The organism is Vibrio sp. 947, from assembly GCF_033339115.1.
GTDB classification, from domain to species: domain Bacteria; phylum Pseudomonadota; class Gammaproteobacteria; order Enterobacterales; family Vibrionaceae; genus Vibrio; species Vibrio alginolyticus.
Genome location: NZ_JAWOTX010000009.1, coordinates 203776 through 223064, shown reverse-complemented (window position 1 = coordinate 223064; position 19289 = coordinate 203776). Strand labels below are relative to the sequence as shown.

The window sequence follows — 19289 nt, the reverse complement described above, 5'->3', positions numbered from 1 at the left end:
TTTAAAATACAAAACGCCCGATGAAGTACATCGAGCGTTTTAGTTAAAAAGTGTCAACCCATATCAGGACGGGTCATATCTTCATTGTATTGCTCACTTTGTTTCAATATTTCCTATCTTTTGTCTGGTGATATTCTTCACAATAAAAGTTTTTTGCCCAATATATAAACAATTATTTGTTAGACTTGATTTGTCATAAATGTTAAATGATGTGTAAATATCTAGCATAAGATGCTAGTAAATGGTTTAAACTCAGATTAATCGAAAGTTTCGCCTGTTAAATGTCGCTTCTGGTCTTTATTTGGCTGGTGAATGCTTTGGGGTTAGAGTTTACTGCTAGATATGTGTGGTTTAGTCAGCATTATTGGTTTTTTTGCTACATTTTTATGGCAAATTACTTCAATGATTGCTAATGTGTGCCGCAGTCTTTGTAAGGTTTTAGACTTTTGTGCTCAGAAAGTGCACTAAAAAAATCTAAAACTCTGACCGTTCCAGGCCCTTACAAAGAAGTCATGGATGCTAACGAAAAAATTTGGAGTTTTACGCATGTATAAGAATAAAATCACGCGCGCTTTATTTATTGGTGCTGGTCTTTCTCTCGCTCTAGCTGGTTGTGGTGAAAAGCCTGCGGAGAAACAAGCTGCTGAGCCTGCTCCGGCTCCAGCCCCTGAAGCTAAATCTGATTCTAAAGAGCCAAAACTTGCTGCTGTTCAAGAATTGGTGCGTGGTAACGGTACAGAAGTTGCGACAATAGACCCTCATAAATCTCAAGGTGTTCCAGAATCCCACGTGATTCGCGATCTTCTTGAAGGCCTTGTAAACCAAGATGCGGACGGTAACACTATCCCTGGTGTTGCAGAATCTTGGGAAACTGAAGACAACAAAACATACACTTTCCACTTACGTGAAGACGCAAAATGGTCAAACGGTGATCCTGTCACTGCAGGTGATTTCGTTTACAGCTTCCAACGCGCAGTCGATCCAGCAACCGCCTCTCCATATGCTTGGTACATGGAATACACCAAGATGAAGAACGCAAAAGACATTGTTGCGGGTAAAAAAGATAAGAGCGAGTTAGGTGTTAAAGCGGTTGACGATCACACGTTAGTGGTTGAGTTAGATACTGCAGTACCATATTTTGTAATGATGATGGGCCACACGACAGTGAAACCTGTTCATCAAGCAACTGTTGAAAAGTTCGGCGATCAATGGACGAAGCCAGAGAACTTTGTAGGTAACGGTGCTTATGTTGTTGACAACTGGGTTGTAAACGAGCGTTTGGTTCTAAAACGTAACGAACAGTACTGGGACAACGAAAACACGACGCTTGACCAAGTTACTTTCCTACCAATCGAGAACCAAGTAGCGGAAATGAACCGCTTCCTAGCGGGTGAAATCGACTTCACGAACGAGCTGCCTACAGAGCACTTCAAGCGTCTGAAGAAAGAGCACCCACAAGAAGTGTCTGTAACCGGTAACTTATGTACTTACTACTACATCTTCAATACGAAGAAAAAGCCGTTTGATGATGTTCGTGTGCGTAAAGCGATTTCTTATGCGATTGACCGTAACATTGTGACCGATGCGATTTTAGGTCAAGGTCAAAAGCCAGCTTACTTCCTAACACCTGAAATTACGGCAGGTTTCAACCCAGAAATTCCTGCATACGGCAAAATGACGCAAGAAGAGCGTAACGCAGAAGCTGCGCGTCTATTGGAAGAAGCGGGTTACGGCGCAGACAACCCTCTTGAATTTAACCTTCTATACAATACATCAGAGAACCACAAGAAACTTGCGGTTGCACTGGGTTCAATGTGGAAGAAGACACTTGGTCTAGACGTTACGCTAGAAAACCAAGAGTGGAAAACTTACCTATCTACCAAAGATTCTGGCAACTTTGAGGTTGCTCGTGCAGGTTGGTGTGGCGACTACAACGAAGCTTCATCTTTCCTAACGCTGATGATGAGTAATAACACTACTGGTGGTATTCACTACGACAGCAAAGAGTACGATGCGATCATGAACAAAGCATTTGCTTCAACTTCTGACGAAGAGCGCCAAGCACTTTACCTAGAAGCAGAGAAGTTGATGGCAAAAGATATGCCAATCGCACCTATCTACCAGTACGTGAAATCACGTCTACTATCACCGAAAGTTGGTGGCTTCCCAGTAAATAACGCGGAAGACAAGATTTACTCTAAAGATCTCTACATCACAGAGTAATTCGTAACTCGATAGAACTATAAAAATGAGGCCCTACATGTGAGAAATTGCATGTAGCGCCTATCTTTAGTCCAAAAGAATTGGACGACTTCTTTAATTTAACTGTCACAGACTGAAAGAGTGAGTTTATGCTTAAATTCATCGCAAAAAGGATATTTGAGGCGATCCCAACAATGTTGGTTTTGATCACCGTATCTTTCTTTCTTATGCGCTTTGCACCGGGAAACCCTTTCTCGACAGAGCGTCCATTGCCACCCGAAGTAATGGCAAACATCGAAGCTAAATATGGCTTGGATAAACCTGTATTTGAACAATACACCACGTATTTGACCAATGTTATCCAAGGTGATTTCGGACCGTCATTTAAATACCTTGATTACTCAGTAAACGAGCTGATCGCGGTTGCCTTACCTGTTTCGGCTAAAGTGGGCTTCATCGCCTTTATCTTTACTTTGATAATGGGGGTTACCGTCGGTACCATTGCTGCGCTCAAGCAAAATACTTGGATTGATTACACCATTATGTCGACTGCGATGCTTGGTGTCGTAATGCCATCCTTTGTATTAGCGCCTGCGCTTATCTACATATTCTCGCTTCATTGGAATATCTTCCCTGCGGGCGGTTGGCAAGATGGTAGCTGGCAGTATTTAGTGCTTCCTGTTATTGGTATGTCGCTACTGTATGTTGCTACCTTTGCTCGTATCACGCGTGGTTCGATGATCGAAACCCTAAACAGTAACTTTATTCGTACGGCACGTGCTAAAGGTCTAAGTTACCGTTATATCATTATCAAACACGCTCTTAAGCCGGCACTTCTCCCTGTTGTTTCTTACATGGGCCCAGCTTTCGTAGGTATCATCACCGGTTCCGTTGTTATCGAAACCATTTTTGGTCTGCCTGGTATTGGTAAACTATTCGTTAACGCTGCGTTTAACCGTGACTACTCGCTAGTAATGGGGGTAACCATTCTGATTGGTTTCCTATTCATTCTATTCAACGCGATTGTAGATATTTTACTTGCAATGATTGACCCGAAAATTCGCTACTAACAGGGACGTTTGGTTATGTTAACGAAAAAAGAAAACCTAGAAGCGATTGAGAAATTCTCCGAAAACTTGGAGATTGAAGGTCGCAGTCTTTGGCAAGATGCTCGTATCCGTTTCATGCGCAACAAAGCGGCGATGGTGAGCTTATTCCTTCTTGTTCTAATGACCTTGGCGGTTATTATCCTGCCAATGATCGCACCGTACACATTTGATGATACTGACTGGTACGCGATGCACGTTGCACCGAATGCTGACCATTGGTTTGGTACTGACAGCTTAGGCCGTGATTTATACGTGCGTACGCTAATTGGAGGTCGTATTTCGTTGATGGTAGGTGTTATGGGTGCATTTGTAGCGGTACTGATTGGTACGCTCTACGGCGCAGCATCTGGTTTCATCGGCGGTAAAGTTGACCGCGTAATGATGCGTATTCTAGAAATTTTATACGCGGTACCGTTTATGTTCCTGGTGATTGTACTGGTAACATTCTTCGGTCGTAACATCATGCTGATCTTCGTTGCGATTGGTGCTATCGCATGGCTAGATATGGCGCGTATCGTACGTGGTCAGACTCTTAGTCTACGTAGCAAGGAGTTTATCGAAGCGGCACATGTGTGTGGTGTAAGCAACTGGAAAATCATTACTCGTCATATCGTACCGAACGTACTGGGTATTGTAGCGGTATACTCTACGCTGCTTATCCCAAGTATGATTCTAACGGAATCATTCCTATCATTCCTTGGTCTTGGTGTTCAGGAACCAATGACAAGTTGGGGCGCTCTTCTACAAGAAGGTGCACAGACAATGGAAGTAGCAATCTGGCAGCTGGCATTCCCAGCAGTGTTCATGGTTGTGACGCTATTCTGCTTCAACTACGTTGGTGACGGCCTGCGCGATGCGCTGGATCCAAAAGACAGATAATTAAAAGATAAGATTAAGGAAGCAATGATGAGCTTATTAGATGTCAAAGATCTGCGCGTCGAATTCACCACGCAAGATGGTATCGTAACCGCAGTAAACGATTTGAACTTCTCTCTCAACCAAGGCGAAACCTTAGGTATCGTTGGAGAGTCGGGATCAGGTAAATCTCAAACCGTATTCGCAATCATGGGCCTTTTGGCTAAGAACGGTATTATTTCTGGTAGCGCAAAGTTTGAAGGTAAAGAAATCCTAAACTTACCAGAAAAAGAACTGAACAAAGTGCGTGCGGAACAGATCGCAATGATCTTCCAAGACCCAATGACATCACTGAACCCTTACATGAAAGTGAGTGATCAGTTGATGGAAGTGCTTATGCTGCACAAAGGCATGGGCAAAGCGGAAGCATTTGAAGAATCAGTACGCATGCTGGAAGCGGTAAAAATCCCTGAAGCGCGTAAGCGTATCACGATGTACCCGCATGAGTTTTCAGGCGGTATGCGTCAGCGTGTAATGATCGCGATGGCGTTGTTATGTCGTCCTAAACTGCTTATTGCCGATGAGCCAACAACAGCACTTGATGTGACGGTACAAGCACAGATCATGGACTTGTTGAATGAGCTGAAATCTGAGTTCAACACAGCGATCATCATGATCACGCACGACCTTGGTGTGGTTGCAGGTTCGTGTGACAAGGTGCTGGTGATGTATGCAGGCCGTACCATGGAGTACGGCAACGTAAACGAAATTTTCTATAATCCAAGCCATCCTTATGCGGAGGGGCTGCTGAAGGCGATTCCTCGCCTCGATACTGAGGGTGAAATTCTGCCGACCATTCCTGGTAATCCACCAAACTTGCTTCGTCTACCGCCGGGCTGCCCTTATCAAGAGCGCTGTCACCGTGTGATGGATCGTTGTAAGCGCGAGGCGCCAATTCTGACACCATTTGGTGATGGTCGTCAGCGTGCATGTTTTTCTGAATGGGAGGCTTGGAACAAATGAACGCAGTAGACAAAAAACTAATTCTGGACATTTCTGAGCTGAAAGTTCACTTCAGCATTGCCTCAAAGTCGGCATGGCCGTGGTCAAAGCCTTCGAGCCTGAAAGCGGTAGATGGCGTGAACGTTCGACTATACGAAGGGGAAACGCTTGGTGTAGTAGGTGAATCAGGTTGTGGTAAATCGACGTTTGCTCGTGCCATCATTGGTCTGGTTGAAGCTACTGACGGCCAAGTAGTTTGGTTGGGTCAAGACCTTACTAAAATGAAAAGCGTTCAGCGCCGTGAGACGCGTAAAGAAATTCAGATGATTTTCCAAGACCCATTGGCATCGCTGAATCCGCGTATGACTGTTGGTGATATCATTGCTGAACCTCTTGAGACATTCTATCCAGAACTGTCTAAGCAGGAAGTGAAAGATCGCGTTAAAGAGATGATGGCGAAAGTTGGCCTATTACCTAACGTGATTAACCGTTACCCACACGAGTTCTCGGGTGGTCAGTGTCAGCGTATCGGGATAGCGCGTGCGCTTATCCTTAAGCCTAAGATGATCATTTGTGACGAGCCAGTATCGGCGCTTGATGTATCTATTCAAGCTCAGGTGGTTAACCTACTTAAAGAGATTCAAAAAGAGTTAGGGCTTTCTCTGGTATTCATTGCGCATGACTTGTCTGTCGTTAAACACATTTCAGATCGCGTTTTAGTTATGTATTTAGGTAATGCCGTGGAACTTGGCGAGGCCGAGGCTCTGTTTGCTGATCCTAAGCACCCATATACGCGTGCGCTGATGTCTGCGGTTCCGATCCCGGACCCGGATATTGAGCGCAATAAGAAAATCCAAATGCTAGAGGGTGATCTTCCTTCACCTATCAACCCACCGTCGGGTTGTGTATTCCGCACTCGTTGCCCACAAGCAACCGAAGAGTGTGCGAAGACAAAGCCAACCATTTTAGGTAATGACGTTCACGCGGTATCTTGTTTACACGTTAGTGTATAAATTCAGCCTGTGACGGGCTTAAGCGCGACACCTTCATCGGGTCGCGCTTTTTTTATGTGTCTGATTTATACATTCGAATTTCTTGAACATGATGTCCTAAGTTCGATGATTCTCTGTTTGATAGGAAACGCTAATATAGACACAAACAGAACGAGAGGAGAGCAATCATGGGTAAGTTGGTTGAAGGTGTTTGGCAAGATGTCTGGTATGACACAAAATCAAATGGTGGCAAATTTGTGCGCGAAGATGCCGGATTCCGTCACTGGGTTAAAAACGACCCTGATGCGGAGTTTACACCAGAGTCCGGTCGATACCATTTGTATGTCTCTCTTGCTTGTCCGTGGGCACATCGAACCCTCATTTTCCGCAAGCTGAAAGGTTTAGAACCACATATTGATGTCACGGTCGTTTGCCCTGATATGCTCAGCCAAGGTTGGCAAATGGGGCTTCCTGAGCCATTGTTTGGTCACACGCGCATGTATCAAATTTACACGCAGGCCAAACCCGATTACACGGGCCGCGTAACCGTGCCTGTACTTTGGGATAAAAAGACCAATACTATTGTGTCAAACGAGTCGTCAGAGATCATTCGTATGTTTAACTCGGAGTTCAATGCGTTAACAGGGAATCACGACGACTACTATCCAGAACATCTAAAACACGTTATTGATGAGTGGAACGATTTTGTTTATCCGAATGTCAACAACGGAGTGTATCGTTGTGGCTTCGCGACTACGCAAGAGGCGTATGAAGAAGCGTTTGATTCTTTGTTTAATGCGTTAGATAAAATCGATGCTCACCTAGCGACGCATCGTTACTTAGCAGGGAACACAATTACTGAGGCGGATTGGCGTTTGTTTACGACTCTTATTCGTTTTGATGCGGTGTATGTGGGGCATTTCAAGTGTAACAAGCAGCGCATCGCAGACTACGAAAATATACAAGGCTACTTAAAAGAGTTGTATCAAGTTGAAGGCGTCGAAGACACGACGGATTTCTATCACATTAAACGCCACTACTACTTCAGCCACACTGGGATTAATCCGACGCAAGTTGTACCTAAAGGGCCTGATTTAGACCTAAATACTCCTCATGGAAGAGAAAGGATTGGCTAGTTTGCTGCTTCCATCGCAAATGAAAAAGTACTTAACGGTTAGCAATGCCGTTAAGTACTTTTGTGTCATCTAAATACCGGGAGTAGGAAGTTTACTTTTTCATTCATCGCCACCTTACTTAGCGCGTACGATGTCCATCACTAGCTTTCCGTCCACTTTTACAGGACCGTCCTCTTTAGCGCCGAGCGTATACTCAAACACACCAGTCTTCATGCCACCTTTCTCTCCGTGGACCATTAACATCAGCATATCGCCTGATTCTACTGGTTCCATCAAAATTGCATTTACGTTTTCATTCTTTCCCATTTTTAACGGAGCGTAGCCGATAACAGGACCAGGCTTCATTGATTCGTCTGTTCGGTGGACAACCATCCACCCATTGTCATCAGCATGAGCCATTTCAGCGGTCACCGTTCCTCCGGACATATCTTGATCGACGCCTTTAATACTCGGGGCGGAAAAGCTGAATGAAGAAAAACTAATCAGAAACGCAGCTAAACCAAACTTTATCAGTGATGTATTGATGAAATCCTTCATATATATTCCTTAGCAGTCAATGAGTTTGTGCATTGCAGTAGCTTTTACGTATTTCCTAGCAAAAAAGTTTAGCTAAAACGTAAATAATGTCGATAAATTGAACAGGGACCGTGCTGCTTTGGAGCCAATGCATTTTTTGGGAGTGGGTCAATCGGTGTAAGAACAAGCACGAGCAATGTCGATTAGGTATGGGGGGCGATAGGGAGAAAAGCTTTGTGCACCAGTAATTATAGGTTGTGCAGTGATTGGTACAAAAAACAAATAAGTGTTCTGGCCAGCAATAGAAAAAGCCCTCGACGAATCGAGGGCTTTGTATCTATATCCAACTAGATGTCAGAAGCGATTATTTAGCTTCTTGGTCTGCTTGGATAGCTGTTAGAGCGATGGTGTACACGATGTCGTCTACTAGCGCGCCACGAGATAAGTCGTTTACAGGCTTACGCATACCTTGCAGCATTGGACCGATAGATACTAGGTCAGCTGAACGTTGTACCGCTTTGTAAGTTGTGTTACCCGTGTTTAGGTCTGGGAATACAAATACTGTCGCTTTACCTGCAACTGGAGAGTTTGGTGCCTTAGAAGCAGCAACGTTTTCCATAATAGCAGCGTCGTACTGTAGAGGACCGTCAATGATAAGATCAGGACGTTTCTCTTGAGCCAGTTTTGTTGCTTCACGTACTTTATCAACGTCTGCACCCTTACCAGATTCACCAGTAGAGTAAGAGATCATAGCAACGCGAGGGTCGATACCGAATGCTGCTGCAGAGTCAGCAGATTGGATAGCGATTTCAGCAAGCTGTTCAGCAGTTGGATCTGGGTTGATTGCACAGTCACCGTAAACCAGTACTTGATCAGGCAGAAGCATGAAGAATACTGAAGATACGATAGACGCATTTGGTGCCGTCTTGATGATTTGGAACGGAGGAACGATAGTGTTCGCCGTAGTGTGAACAGCACCAGAAACTAGGCCGTCAACTTCGTCGTTCTCAAGCATCATTGTGCCTAGGAATACTGAATCTTGTAGCTTCTCACGAGCCACAACTTCAGTCATGCCTTTCGCACCGCGCAACTCAACTAGGCGAGCAACGTAGTTTTCACGAACAGCATCTGCATCGATGATGGTTACACCAGTACCTAGCTCAACGCCTTGTTGAGCCGCTACGCGACGGATTTCATCTGGGTTACCTAGAAGTACACAGTCTGCAATGCCGCGTTCAGCACAGATTGCCGCTGCTTTAACTGTGCGTGGTTCGTCACCTTCTGGAAGAACGATACGCTTACCTGCTTTACGAGCAAGTTCAGTTAGCTGGTAACGGAACGCTGGTGGGCTTAGACGACGAGACTTCTGAGTGCCTTCAGTCATAGACTCGATCCAGTTACCGTCGATGTGGCCAGCAACGTGTTCGTTGATGAACTCGATACGCTCTTTATCGTCTGCAGGTACTTCGATGCTGAAGCTCTGTAGGTTTAGAGACGTTTGCCAAGTGTTACCTTGTGCTTTGAAGATAGGTAGACCAGTGTCGAATGCTGGTTTACATAGGCCTTCGATTTCGCTAGGGATATCGTAACCGCCAGTTAGCAGTACAGCACCAATATCCACACCGTTCATTGCAGCAAGAGAAGCAGCAACGATAACATCAGGACGGTCTGCAGAAGTAACAAGTAGAGAACCCGGTTTGAAGTGCTCAATCATGTTTGGCAGAGAACGTGCACAGAAAGTGATGCTCTTGATGCGACGAGTGTTGATGTCACCTTCGTTGATGATATCTGCTTTCAGGTGTTTAGCCATGTCGATTGCACGAGTCGCAATCAGATCAATGCTCCATGGCACACAACCTAGTACACGAATTGGAGAAGTGTTGAAAATTTCCATCACTTTCAATTCGTTTTGTTTCGCGCTGTCTGCATCGTCAAAGATTTCAGATAGGTCAGGGCGAGTACGGCCAGCTTCGTCAACAGGAGCGTTTAGCTTGTTGATGATAACACCTGAGATGTTTTTGTTTTTAGTGCCGCCGAAGTTAGAACATGCTACTTCGATACGCTCTTTCAGTTGCGCAGGGTTATCAGTACCTGGAGTCGCAACTAGCACGATTTCTGCACCAAGTGTTGCCGCGATTTCCGCGTTTACTTGGTTTGCAAATGGGTGCTTACGAGTAGGTACAAGACCTTCGATTAGCGTAACGTCTGCGTCTTTGTTGATTTGGTTGTAACGTTCAACAACGGTTTCTAGCAGCTCGTCCATGTTGTCGTTACCGATTAGGCTTTCAGCAACAGACATCGCCATTGGTTCACCGATCTTCATATCGCTGTTACGACCAACGATAGTTGAAGTCAGATCTGGTTGATCACCACCTGAACGTGGCTGACAGATTGGCTTGTAGAAAGAAACTTTAACGCCTTTACGCTCCATAGCGCGAAGAACACCCATGCTAACGCTTGTTAGGCCAACGCCTGCGCTAGTAGGGATAAGCATAATAGTACGAGACATTCGTAGAGTACCTTTAGCTATTTGGGGGATAAAAGCTCAACTCTTATTCCATGAAGCTCGAAGAATAGGAGTTGAGCCCCTAAGAAATTCGTTTGAATGAAAATCTGGCTAGCCGAGTGGCTAGCCAGGAATTCAATTAAAGACCTGTCAGGCGAGCAGTGTCTTCAGCGATGACTAGCTCTTCGTTAGTAGAGATAACCATTGCAGGGATACGGCTGTTTTCAGTCGTGATAACGCCTTCGCCGCCGAAGCGAGCTTTAAGGTTAGCTTCGCTATCTACTTCGATACCGAAGATGCCAAGACGGTTTAGAACCATTTCACGGATAGGGCCAGAGTTCTCGCCGATACCGCCAGTGAAAGTGATTGCGTCTAGACGGCCTTCCATTGAAGCAGTGTAGCCAGCAACGTATTTAGCTAGACGGTGGCAGAACACGTCCATTGCGCGTGTTGCTTCTTCTTTTTGACCGTAGTTGTCTTCAACGAAACGACAGTCAGAAGTCACTTCAGTTAGACCTTGAAGACCAGACTCTTTAGTTAGCATCGTGTTGATTTGATCAACAGAGTAACCTAGAGCGTCGTGTAGGTGGAAGACGATAGCAGGGTCGATGTCGCCACAGCGAGTACCCATTACCAGACCTTCAAGTGGAGTAAGACCCATAGAAGTGTCTACAGATTGACCGTTCTTGATCGCACATACAGATGCGCCGTTACCTAGGTGACAGTTGATGATGTTTACTTCTTCAACTGGTTTGTTTAGTAGGCCTGCAACTTCACGAGTGATGAACAAGTGAGAAGTACCGTGCATGCCGTAACGACGGATACCGTGTTCTTTGTATAGGTTGTATGGAAGAGCATATAGGTAAGACTCTTCAGGCATAGTTTGGTGGAACGCAGTGTCAAATACAGCAACGTTTTTCAGCTCTGGGAAGTTTTTCTTAGCCGCTTCGATACCGATGATGTGAGCAGGGTTATGAAGAGGTGCAAATGTTGCAGCGTCTTGAATACCTTTTAGAACTTCATCAGTAATTAGTGCAGATTGAGTGAACTGCTCGCCGCCGTGAACGATACGGTGACCGATTGCGCCTAGGTTAGCTTTAAGCTCTGGCTTAGAAGCAAGAATAGTTTCTACCATAAACGCTAGTGCTTCTTCGTGAGCTGCACCATTGCCTAGTTGAGCTTCGTGCTTGCCATCAAGTTTCCACTTGATGCGAGCTTCAGGAAGGTGAAGACACTCAGCAAGACCTGACAAGTGCTCGTCGCCGTTCTCGGCATCAACAACGGCAAATTTAAGAGAAGAACTACCGCAGTTTAAAACTAAAACTAGCTTAGACATGTATGACTACCTGTTATTCGTCTGATAAAAAATCAGTTAAAGAATGAAAAATTAATCACAAGAATAGCCGATACCCAGAAGGCTGCGTACTAATCCTGGTCAAAAATTGTTCTAATTCCATATAAAGAAATAGTGATGAACCCTTCCATCACTATGATGCGATCCGTGCAGATAGATATCTCGGAGTTGCTTAAATTGTAAATAACAGCAACAATGAGATTGAGGGTCTGCAAAGGATAGCGATAATAAGCAATGATAACAAAAAAAATTTGAAAGAATATTAACTTTCATCAATTTTTTGTACCTTCAGTTGAAATGTTCAACTATTTTTTAGTGAGAGAGCGGTATGAGTAATAAAGTCGGATTGATCCATAGCCTGAAAGATGGCCAGAATTACATGGAGATCTGGCCGGTTCGTAAAGAGCTAAGCGCCATATTTCCGGAACAGCGTATCATTAAGGCGACTCGCTTTGGCATTAAAGTCATGCCGGCCGTTGCTGCGATCAGCGTACTCACTCAAATGGCATTCAACAATTACCACGCGTTACCTCAATCCATTGTTGTCGCCTTGTTTGCGATTAGCTTGCCACTTCAAGGCATTTGGTGGCTTGGTGCTCGATCCAACACGAAATTGCCGCCTTCTTTGGCCTCTTGGTATCGGGAGTTGCATCAAAAAATTGTGGAAACAGGTTTTGCATTAGAGCCTGTCAAAGCTCGCCCTCGTTACAAAGAGCTTGCGATAATACTGAACCGAGCGTTTCGCCAGCTCGATAAATCGTCATTAGAGCGTTGGTTCTAATTTAAATTGTTTGAAATGGAGTGTGCACTGGCCGCTCCATTTTTGATCCTGCCTCTATTACCTACTTTGACGGTCGTTGATGAAGCGAGCGAAGCTTTGTTTACCAAAGATTCTTTCCGGATGAAGAAGTCCCCCCGATCACAAATGTTGCTTTAGTGTTAAATCTTTCTTTTCTTTACTAAGACTTAGTAGTAATAATAAAAACAAGATGCGCAAGAAGTGCACAGTTATATGAACACAACAATACCGCCTTCAAACATTTGAATTCACGAGTCGATACACATATTGAAAGCTCGTGAAACAAGGACGAAGTCACATCAAGGAGTTATGATGAAAACGAAACGTTTATTAGCCACTGCCGTTCTATCAGCTACTGCTATTTTCTCTTCTACCAATGTACTGGCCGCCACTGCAACTGTCGCAGTTTCACAGATTGTCGAACACCCGGCGTTAGACGCGACGCGCCAAGGGTTACTTGATGGTTTGAAAGCGAAAGGCTACGAAGAAGGCAAAAATCTAGAATTTGATTATAAGACCGCACAGGGTAATCCAGCGATTGCGGTGCAAATTGCCCGTCAGTACGTCGGCGAAAATCCTGATGTGTTAGTTGGCATCGCGACACCTTCGGCACAAGCCTTGGTGTCGGCTACTCGCTCTATTCCTGTTGTCTTTACTGCGGTAACAGATCCGGTTGGTGCGAAATTGGTTAAGTCGATGGAACAACCAGGCAAAAACGTAACTGGCCTGTCTGATCTTTCACCCGTTGCTCAGCATGTCGATCTCATCCAAGAAATTCTTCCTCAGGTGAAAAGCATCGGGGTTGTATTTAATCCCGGTGAAGCTAATGCCGTGACTTTAGTTGAATTACTAAAAGAAAGCGCAAAAGCAAAAGGCATACAAGTGGTTGAAGCGACCGCACTAAAAAGTGCTGATGTTCAGTCTGCGACTCAAGCGATTGCAGCGAAATCAGACATTCTTTACGCCCCAACAGACAATACAGTTGCAAGTGCGATTGAAGGGATGATTGTGGCAGCGAATCAAGCGAAGAAACCTGTATTTGGTGGCGCGACGTCATATGTCGAAAAAGGTGCGATTGCAGGCTTAGGTTTTGACTACTACCAGGTTGGTGTACAAACCGCGGATTACGTTGCGGCGATTCTTGATGGTCAAGAACCAGGCAAGCTGGATGTAAAAGTCGCGACGGGCTCTGACCTTGTAATTAATGAAAGCGCAGCATCTAAGCTCGGTATCAAGCTGCCAAGTTCTGTGATTGAACGTGCGACAAGCATGCAATAAGTAACGCTTTTTGGGGTTAAGCCTGTCACGTTGGTTGATAGAGGCTTGCCCCAAAATTGATACTCGCCGGATTTCTCGTGTAGAGCATTCTGCTAGAGAAGAAGGGGAGTATACGTTAGAAGTCTTACGTTCAGGTTGGTATTAGCCAGCCTGAGTATGCAGAAAGGAGCAGTTATGTCTGCATTTGCTTTTTTTGGCGCACTCGAAATTGGCTTGATTTATGGCCTAGTCGCTCTGGGTGTGTATCTTACGTTCCGTGTTCTAGATTTCCCCGATTTGAGTGTGGATGGCAGCTTTCCAATGGGAGCTGCGGTGGCTGCAACGGCGATTGTCGCAGGTATTAATCCTTGGTTTGCGACAATAATGGCGATGATAGCTGGTAGTATGACGGGGTGGGTAACCGCTTTTCTGGCTGTTCGGTGTGGTATTTTACACCTGTTAGCTTCCATTCTTACCATGATCGCTGCATTTTCAATTAATATTCGTATTATGGGCAAACCTAATATGGCGTTGCTTGGAGAGGATACTATTCTCACTCCGTTTGAAGCATTGGGCGATGCGATGTTTATTCGCCCTCTGGTTGTTGGGGTCTTAGTTCTTCTGTCCGCTTTCTTTGTCATTCGCCTGCTGAACAGCGACTTTGGTCTTGGTTTACGAGCCACGGGTGTGAATGCGCGTATGGTTTCTGCGCAAGGGGCTAGCACTGGCTTTTATACCTACTTTGGCTTGGCTTTATCCAACGGGTTTGTGGGATTCGCAGGCGCGTTGTTTGCACAAACGAACAGCTTTGCGGATGTGACCTCTGGCGTGGGCACCATTGTCGTTGGTTTGGCTGCTGTGATTTTGGGCCAGACCCTCATTCCCGGGCGCAAGATTTGGGTTGCGGTATTTGCGGTCATCATCGGTTCGGTACTTTATCGTCTTGCAGTGGCTTTCGCTTTGAGTTCTGGCATGTTTGGTTTACAAGCTTCAGACCTCAACCTGGTTACCGCAGTATTGGTGGCCGTGGCGCTTATTGCGCCAAAGCTAAAACAGAGCATGAGAGCGAAACAACGCGTTACTGATGCTAAACAAGCGGCATCAAAAAATGGTTCTGGGGAGGCATTATGATCGAACTAAATAACATTCAGGTCACGTTCAACCCAGGGACGATTTTGGAAAATCGTGCATTGAAAGGCGTCTCTTTAGAGGTTCCAGAGCATCAATTTCTTACCGTGATTGGTTCTAATGGCGCAGGAAAATCGACGTTGCTTGGTGCGGTGACAGGTGAGACGCCGATGATAGGTGGTCAGGTGATCATTGATGGCAAAGACGTCACCAAGCAGACGGTAGCCCAACGTGCGACGCAATGTGCCCGAGTGTTTCAAGATCCATTGGCCGGGACTTGTGGTGAACTGACGATAGAAGAGAACATGGCTCTAGCGCACATGCGTGGTAAAAAACGCAGCTGGGGGTTGGCGCTCTCTACTAAACGTCGCAAGCTGTTCCAAGAGAGAATTAGCATCCTTGGTCTTGGTTTAGAAGACCGCTTGGGCGATAGCATTGGGTTGCTGTCTGGTGGGCAACGACAAGCCGTTAGCCTTGTGATGGCGACGTTATCGGAGAGTAAGTTGTTATTGCTTGATGAACACACGGCTGCGCTTGATCCTCGTATGGCGGCGTTTGTTATCGACTTAACTAAACGTATTGTCGATGAGTTCGACTTAACCGTGATGATGGTGACGCATTCGATGAAAGACGCATTAGCATGTGGCGATAGGACCGTAATGCTTCACCAAGGTGAAATTGTGCTTGATGTGGCTGGAGAGCAGCGTGCTAACATGCAAGTACCAGACTTGCTGGATATGTTCTCTAAAGTGCGTGGTGAAGAGCTGGCAGATGACAGTCTTTTGTTGAACTAAGCGGTATCCGACAAGTCACTACGCCTACTAAGTGTGATCCTCCTTGAGAAAATTGGCTGATATGTCAACTCGCAGGGAGGATTTCTTGTCTCTAATTCTTCAATAACATAGTGGCATATCCGATGACGAGGAGTGCCCATAATGAACCTGCCATTTATTTTTCATAGTCAAACTATTGATGGTTTAGCTTTTAATGACGAGCAAGTTACAGTCAGACTGAAAACCGAGACATTGGATTTTGATTCCGTCTATGTGCGTATTGAGCCGGACAATGAAGAATATCTGGTCGACATGGCTCAAGTAGGAACGGCTGGTGAATTATTACTATGGGAGGCATCGTTTCGACCAAATCAAGATCGAGATGTCACACATTATGTGTTTAAGCTCCTCAAAGACGGACAACAATACTGGCTCGATGCACGAGGCGTACAAAAGCGTATTCCACCCAAAGAGTTCCACTTTAAGTTGAATGTAGAGCATCAACCACCAAGCTGGGTCCAAGAGCAAGTTTTCTATCAAATCTTTCCTGACCGTTTTTCTGCTAGTAAAAGTGAGTCTGATATTCGCCACGCTTATGCTCAGTATGATTCTGCATCGATCGTCAAGCCGTGGGGAGACGCGGTAGGCTCTCACCAAAATACCGGGGCGCGTGAATTCTTTGGCGGCGACCTCAAAGGTGTGGAGCAAAAGTTGGACTATCTTGAACAGCTCGGCGTTACTGCGCTTTATTTTAATCCGATCTTTTCTTCACCAAGTAATCATAAATACGACACCACTGATTACTTCACTGTTGACCCTATGTTCGGCACCAATGATCAGTTTGCTGAACTGTGTGAGAAAATCCGTGGTAAGAATATGAAGATTGTCTTAGACGCGGTGTTTAACCACACGTCAGTGCATCATCCTTGGTTTGATATCGAACAAAAAGGAGAAGGAGCGTATGGCAATCCGCAGTCAAAGTTCCGTGATTACTACTTTTTCGAAGGCGAAACCAATCACTACATGGGTTGGAAAGGCATTGGTAACTTACCGGTTCTGAACTTTGAAAATGAACAGGTGCGCGACTACATCTACCAAAGTGAAGAGTCTGTCATCAAGTATTGGCTGAAGCCACCGTACTTGGTTGATGGCTGGCGGTTTGATGTAATCCATATGCTTGGCGAAGGGGAAGGCGCGAAAAACAATGCTCATTATGTGGCAGCGTTTCGTCATGCAACTAAGTCAGTAAACCCGAATGCTTATGTGTTAGGTGAGCACTTTTTTGAAGCAACGCAGTGGTTGCAAGGTGATCAAGAGGATGGGGCGATGAACTACTACGGTTTTGCTCATCCAGTCCGAGCTTTTATCGCACGACAAGACATTATGTACGATCCAATCAACATTGATGGTTTGGAGTTTAAAGTATGGTTGGACGAAGCCAGAGCAAAAATCCCATTTTCGAATCAGCTATCGCAGCTGAATCAACTCGATAGTCACGATACTGCTCGGTTTATCACACTGGTTGATGGTGATAAGCGTAAAATGAACATCGCGCTAGCAATGCTTATGACTTACGTTGGCACGCCTTGTATTTACTACGGGAGTGAAGTCGGTCTAGAAGGAGGTCTAGACCCGGATAATCGTCGTTGTTTTCCTTGGAATGAAATCGAAAGTTCACAATGGCTATCGCTTTACCAACAATGGATCAAGATACGTAAACAATGTAAGCCTTTACAGTCGGGCTGTATTCAATGGCTGCATTGCACTAACAACCAGTTGGCGTACGCACGTGTACTGGGTCGTGAAGCAGTCGTTGTTATGATTAATCTCAGTGGTAATGAATGTTCAATCGATTTACCTATGTGGCAACTGGGCTTGGAGGTTAGCCAAGTTATATCGTTGTTAGATGACACAGAACAGGTTGATTATAAAGGTCATATCTCTGTCAATATGTCGGCACAGAGCTGCAAATTATGGCGACTAAAGTGACACCACACTCTATATTGATTAAACTCCTTTAATATATAAACGGTCTCAAACAGCGCGCACACATTTGTTTGGTCTCTTGTTATCTGGTGCTGCATTGCATGCGTCACCAGATAACGAGTATCAATTTAATAGCAGTCATAAGAGACTATTGACCTTTCATATGCATGGTACTCAATGGTAAACCAAAGGCGATTTAGCCTCTCATTTGTCATCTTTTTTCCTATGGCGTTATTTGTAGTGGTTTTACTCGTGACAACGAAAAATTACTATGATGCGGTTAACCGCTATATCGATTCTGAGTATTCGCGTATCGAGCGTGCAATGTCTCGCGGTATTAAAGTACTCACGGCTTTAGATTACAGCTTCACCAACTATACCAATTACGCTAACCCACTGTTTGAAGAACATAATTCTTTAGTCAAAGAAGGGCTTTGTTATCTTTGGCCTATAGATGTGTTATTACTCGAAAGTGTTTATAGTGAGGGGTTACCTGCGGTTGACCTTGATTATATGATCGTAGGGGATGAAAGCTTATGTCAGCAAGGTTCAACGATTAACCAGTTAGCTGAACAAAAGGCGGGTTTTGCGCCGTCATTGTCATTTCTGCACGATATTGAATCGCACATTGTTGGAATCCATTACATTGACAAGCGCGGTTACGTTATCTCCTCACCCGATACCTACGCAAAAAATTTCACTAGAGAGCTTTTGTCAACGCTAAAAGCCCGACCTTTTGGGCAAAAAACCGCGCAAGATAAAGTGAACATTACCTTGGCTGGACCAGGGCCTGTGTTGGACTCGATGGAAGGTCAAGTCATTAGTATGACGGTACCCGTCTATGAGAAAGGAGAACATCAAGGTGTTTTGTCTATTGATTTTGACATCAATACGCTCATGGCTTCGTCGCTAGGTCTTGTTGGTCAGTTTCATTTGGTTTCCAATTTACAATCCATTCCTTCAAACAGTACACGAATCAAACCAGTCGAATTAGAGCGATTGAGTGCGAATCACAGCATGTACTACGAGTACAACCTTTGGGATGAAGCTAAGAACCTAGCGGTTTTTGAAAAATACAGCCTTATTGTCGCACTATTTATTTACGTGCTGAGTACCGTCGTCTTGTTCTATGTGAATATGCATAGCGAGCGACGTTACTTTAAAGAACTGGCAGCAAGAGACCCAATGACCAGCTTATTGAATCGTCGAGGTATGCAAACCGTGTGGCGTAATAAGATGACAAAAAAACAGGTTGCTTTGGCAGTGTTCGATATTGATAACTTCAAGAAGATCAACGACACCTATGGTCATGATGTCGGTGATTCTGCAATTCAGCTTGTTGCAAAATGTATACGTGAAAATATTCGCCATACCGATGTTGCCTCAAGGTTTGGTGGCGAAGAGTTCGTTTTAGCTATTTATGACGAAGATTCAGAAGGCATTAAACTCATTTTAAACAGAGTAAAAAAAGCCATAGATGAGCGCTCGATACGCGTAACGAAAGAAGGCTTTACGATCTCTGGCGGTGTGGTGTTTAGTAAAGAGAGCCGAGTAGAAAACTTTGATGAGTTGTTTAAAGCGGCGGATGAAAAGTTATATCAAGCCAAAAGTACCGGAAAAAATAAGATTTGTTACTAGGATTTAGGTACTAAAAAGGACGAGATATTCGTCCTT

The 19289-nt window shown here is 44.8% G+C and carries 15 protein-coding genes; 12 read left to right on the top strand and 3 right to left on the bottom strand.

Going from position 1 to position 19289, the window contains the following annotated elements; genetic code table 11:
• Positions 1–546 precede the first annotated feature (546 nt).
• From R7Q39_RS14045 to R7Q39_RS14020, 6 genes are all read left to right on the top strand, one after another.
• On the top strand, positions 547–2223 hold the full coding sequence (locus R7Q39_RS14045; protein ID WP_017633862.1) for an ABC transporter substrate-binding protein: 1677 nt from the start codon (positions 547–549) through the stop codon (positions 2221–2223).
• A gap of 128 nt (positions 2224–2351) precedes the next feature.
• Positions 2352–3272 (top strand): oligopeptide ABC transporter permease OppB, encoded by a 921-nt coding sequence (gene oppB, locus R7Q39_RS14040; RefSeq protein ID WP_005380786.1) that lies wholly within the window; start codon positions 2352–2354, stop codon positions 3270–3272.
• 15 nt (positions 3273–3287) lie between these two features.
• Complete coding sequence (gene oppC / locus R7Q39_RS14035; RefSeq protein WP_017633861.1) at positions 3288–4190, top strand: oligopeptide ABC transporter permease OppC; 903 nt, start codon at positions 3288–3290, stop codon at positions 4188–4190.
• A 27-nt stretch (positions 4191–4217) separates the two neighbouring features.
• The gene (locus R7Q39_RS14030) at positions 4218–5189 is read left to right on the top strand and encodes an ABC transporter ATP-binding protein (RefSeq protein WP_005380792.1); all 972 of its coding nucleotides are present in this window, start codon (positions 4218–4220) and stop codon (positions 5187–5189) included.
• Positions 5168–6181, top strand: a complete 1014-nt coding sequence (gene oppF / locus R7Q39_RS14025; protein ID WP_005387265.1) for a murein tripeptide/oligopeptide ABC transporter ATP binding protein OppF — start codon at positions 5168–5170, stop codon at positions 6179–6181. The genes R7Q39_RS14030 and oppF overlap by 22 nt, the downstream gene beginning before the upstream one ends.
• A 167-nt stretch (positions 6182–6348) precedes the next feature.
• Positions 6349–7296 carry a glutathione S-transferase family protein gene (locus tag R7Q39_RS14020; RefSeq protein ID WP_318076388.1) on the top strand — a complete coding sequence of 316 codons (948 nt, stop codon included), beginning with the start codon at positions 6349–6351 and terminating at the stop codon, positions 7294–7296.
• Between the two features lie 114 nt (positions 7297–7410).
• Here the strand turns inward: R7Q39_RS14020 and R7Q39_RS14015 are convergent, their stop codons facing one another.
• The 3 genes from R7Q39_RS14015 to R7Q39_RS14005 all read right to left on the bottom strand — a co-directional run bounded on the left by R7Q39_RS14015 (position 7411) and on the right by R7Q39_RS14005 (position 11654).
• Entirely contained in the window at positions 7411–7833 is a 423-nt protein-coding gene (locus R7Q39_RS14015) for a hypothetical protein (RefSeq protein WP_005380804.1), read from the bottom strand.
• 343 nt (positions 7834–8176) lie between these two features.
• Entirely contained in the window at positions 8177–10321 is a 2145-nt protein-coding gene (pta, locus tag R7Q39_RS14010; RefSeq protein ID WP_104979559.1) for a phosphate acetyltransferase, read from the bottom strand.
• Positions 10322–10457: 136 nt separating this feature from the next.
• Complete coding sequence (locus R7Q39_RS14005; RefSeq protein ID WP_005380807.1) at positions 10458–11654, bottom strand: acetate kinase; 1197 nt, start codon at positions 11652–11654, stop codon at positions 10458–10460.
• 346 nt (positions 11655–12000) lie between these two features.
• Between R7Q39_RS14005 and yfbV the strand changes: the two genes are divergently transcribed.
• The 6 genes from yfbV to R7Q39_RS13975 all read left to right on the top strand — a co-directional run bounded on the left by yfbV (position 12001) and on the right by R7Q39_RS13975 (position 19253).
• Entirely contained in the window at positions 12001–12453 is a 453-nt protein-coding gene (gene yfbV / locus R7Q39_RS14000) for a terminus macrodomain insulation protein YfbV (protein WP_005380809.1), read from the top strand.
• Between the two features lie 330 nt (positions 12454–12783).
• Complete coding sequence (locus R7Q39_RS13995; RefSeq protein ID WP_005380811.1) at positions 12784–13749, top strand: ABC transporter substrate-binding protein; 966 nt, start codon at positions 12784–12786, stop codon at positions 13747–13749.
• Positions 13750–13923: 174 nt separating this feature from the next.
• On the top strand, positions 13924–14859 hold the full coding sequence (locus R7Q39_RS13990; RefSeq protein WP_085569758.1) for an ABC transporter permease: 936 nt from the start codon (positions 13924–13926) through the stop codon (positions 14857–14859).
• Positions 14856–15650 carry an ABC transporter ATP-binding protein gene (locus R7Q39_RS13985; RefSeq protein WP_005387275.1) on the top strand — a complete coding sequence of 265 codons (795 nt, stop codon included), beginning with the start codon at positions 14856–14858 and terminating at the stop codon, positions 15648–15650. Before R7Q39_RS13990 ends, R7Q39_RS13985 begins: the two co-directional genes overlap by 4 nt.
• A 141-nt stretch (positions 15651–15791) precedes the next feature.
• Entirely contained in the window at positions 15792–17618 is a 1827-nt protein-coding gene (malZ, locus tag R7Q39_RS13980) for a maltodextrin glucosidase (protein ID WP_025767213.1), read from the top strand.
• 174 nt (positions 17619–17792) lie between these two features.
• Entirely contained in the window at positions 17793–19253 is a 1461-nt protein-coding gene (locus tag R7Q39_RS13975) for a diguanylate cyclase (RefSeq protein WP_318076387.1), read from the top strand.
• The last annotated feature ends 36 nt before the right edge of the window (positions 19254–19289 follow it).

Coding starts and splice junctions, on each gene's coding strand:
- R7Q39_RS14045 (WP_017633862.1), top strand. CDS start 547: ATGTATAAGAATAAAATCACGCGCGCTTTATTTATTGGTGCTGGTCTT.
- oppB (WP_005380786.1), top strand. CDS start 2,352: ATGCTTAAATTCATCGCAAAAAGGATATTTGAGGCGATCCCAACAATG.
- oppC (WP_017633861.1), top strand. CDS start 3,288: ATGTTAACGAAAAAAGAAAACCTAGAAGCGATTGAGAAATTCTCCGAA.
- R7Q39_RS14030 (WP_005380792.1), top strand. CDS start 4,218: ATGAGCTTATTAGATGTCAAAGATCTGCGCGTCGAATTCACCACGCAA.
- oppF (WP_005387265.1), top strand. CDS start 5,168: ATGGGAGGCTTGGAACAAATGAACGCAGTAGACAAAAAACTAATTCTG.
- R7Q39_RS14020 (WP_318076388.1), top strand. CDS start 6,349: ATGGGTAAGTTGGTTGAAGGTGTTTGGCAAGATGTCTGGTATGACACA.
- R7Q39_RS14015 (WP_005380804.1), bottom strand. CDS start 7,833: ATGAAGGATTTCATCAATACATCACTGATAAAGTTTGGTTTAGCTGCG.
- pta (WP_104979559.1), bottom strand. CDS start 10,321: ATGTCTCGTACTATTATGCTTATCCCTACTAGCGCAGGCGTTGGCCTA.
- R7Q39_RS14005 (WP_005380807.1), bottom strand. CDS start 11,654: ATGTCTAAGCTAGTTTTAGTTTTAAACTGCGGTAGTTCTTCTCTTAAA.
- yfbV (WP_005380809.1), top strand. CDS start 12,001: ATGAGTAATAAAGTCGGATTGATCCATAGCCTGAAAGATGGCCAGAAT.
- R7Q39_RS13995 (WP_005380811.1), top strand. CDS start 12,784: ATGAAAACGAAACGTTTATTAGCCACTGCCGTTCTATCAGCTACTGCT.
- R7Q39_RS13990 (WP_085569758.1), top strand. CDS start 13,924: ATGTCTGCATTTGCTTTTTTTGGCGCACTCGAAATTGGCTTGATTTAT.
- R7Q39_RS13985 (WP_005387275.1), top strand. CDS start 14,856: ATGATCGAACTAAATAACATTCAGGTCACGTTCAACCCAGGGACGATT.
- malZ (WP_025767213.1), top strand. CDS start 15,792: ATGAACCTGCCATTTATTTTTCATAGTCAAACTATTGATGGTTTAGCT.
- R7Q39_RS13975 (WP_318076387.1), top strand. CDS start 17,793: ATGGTAAACCAAAGGCGATTTAGCCTCTCATTTGTCATCTTTTTTCCT.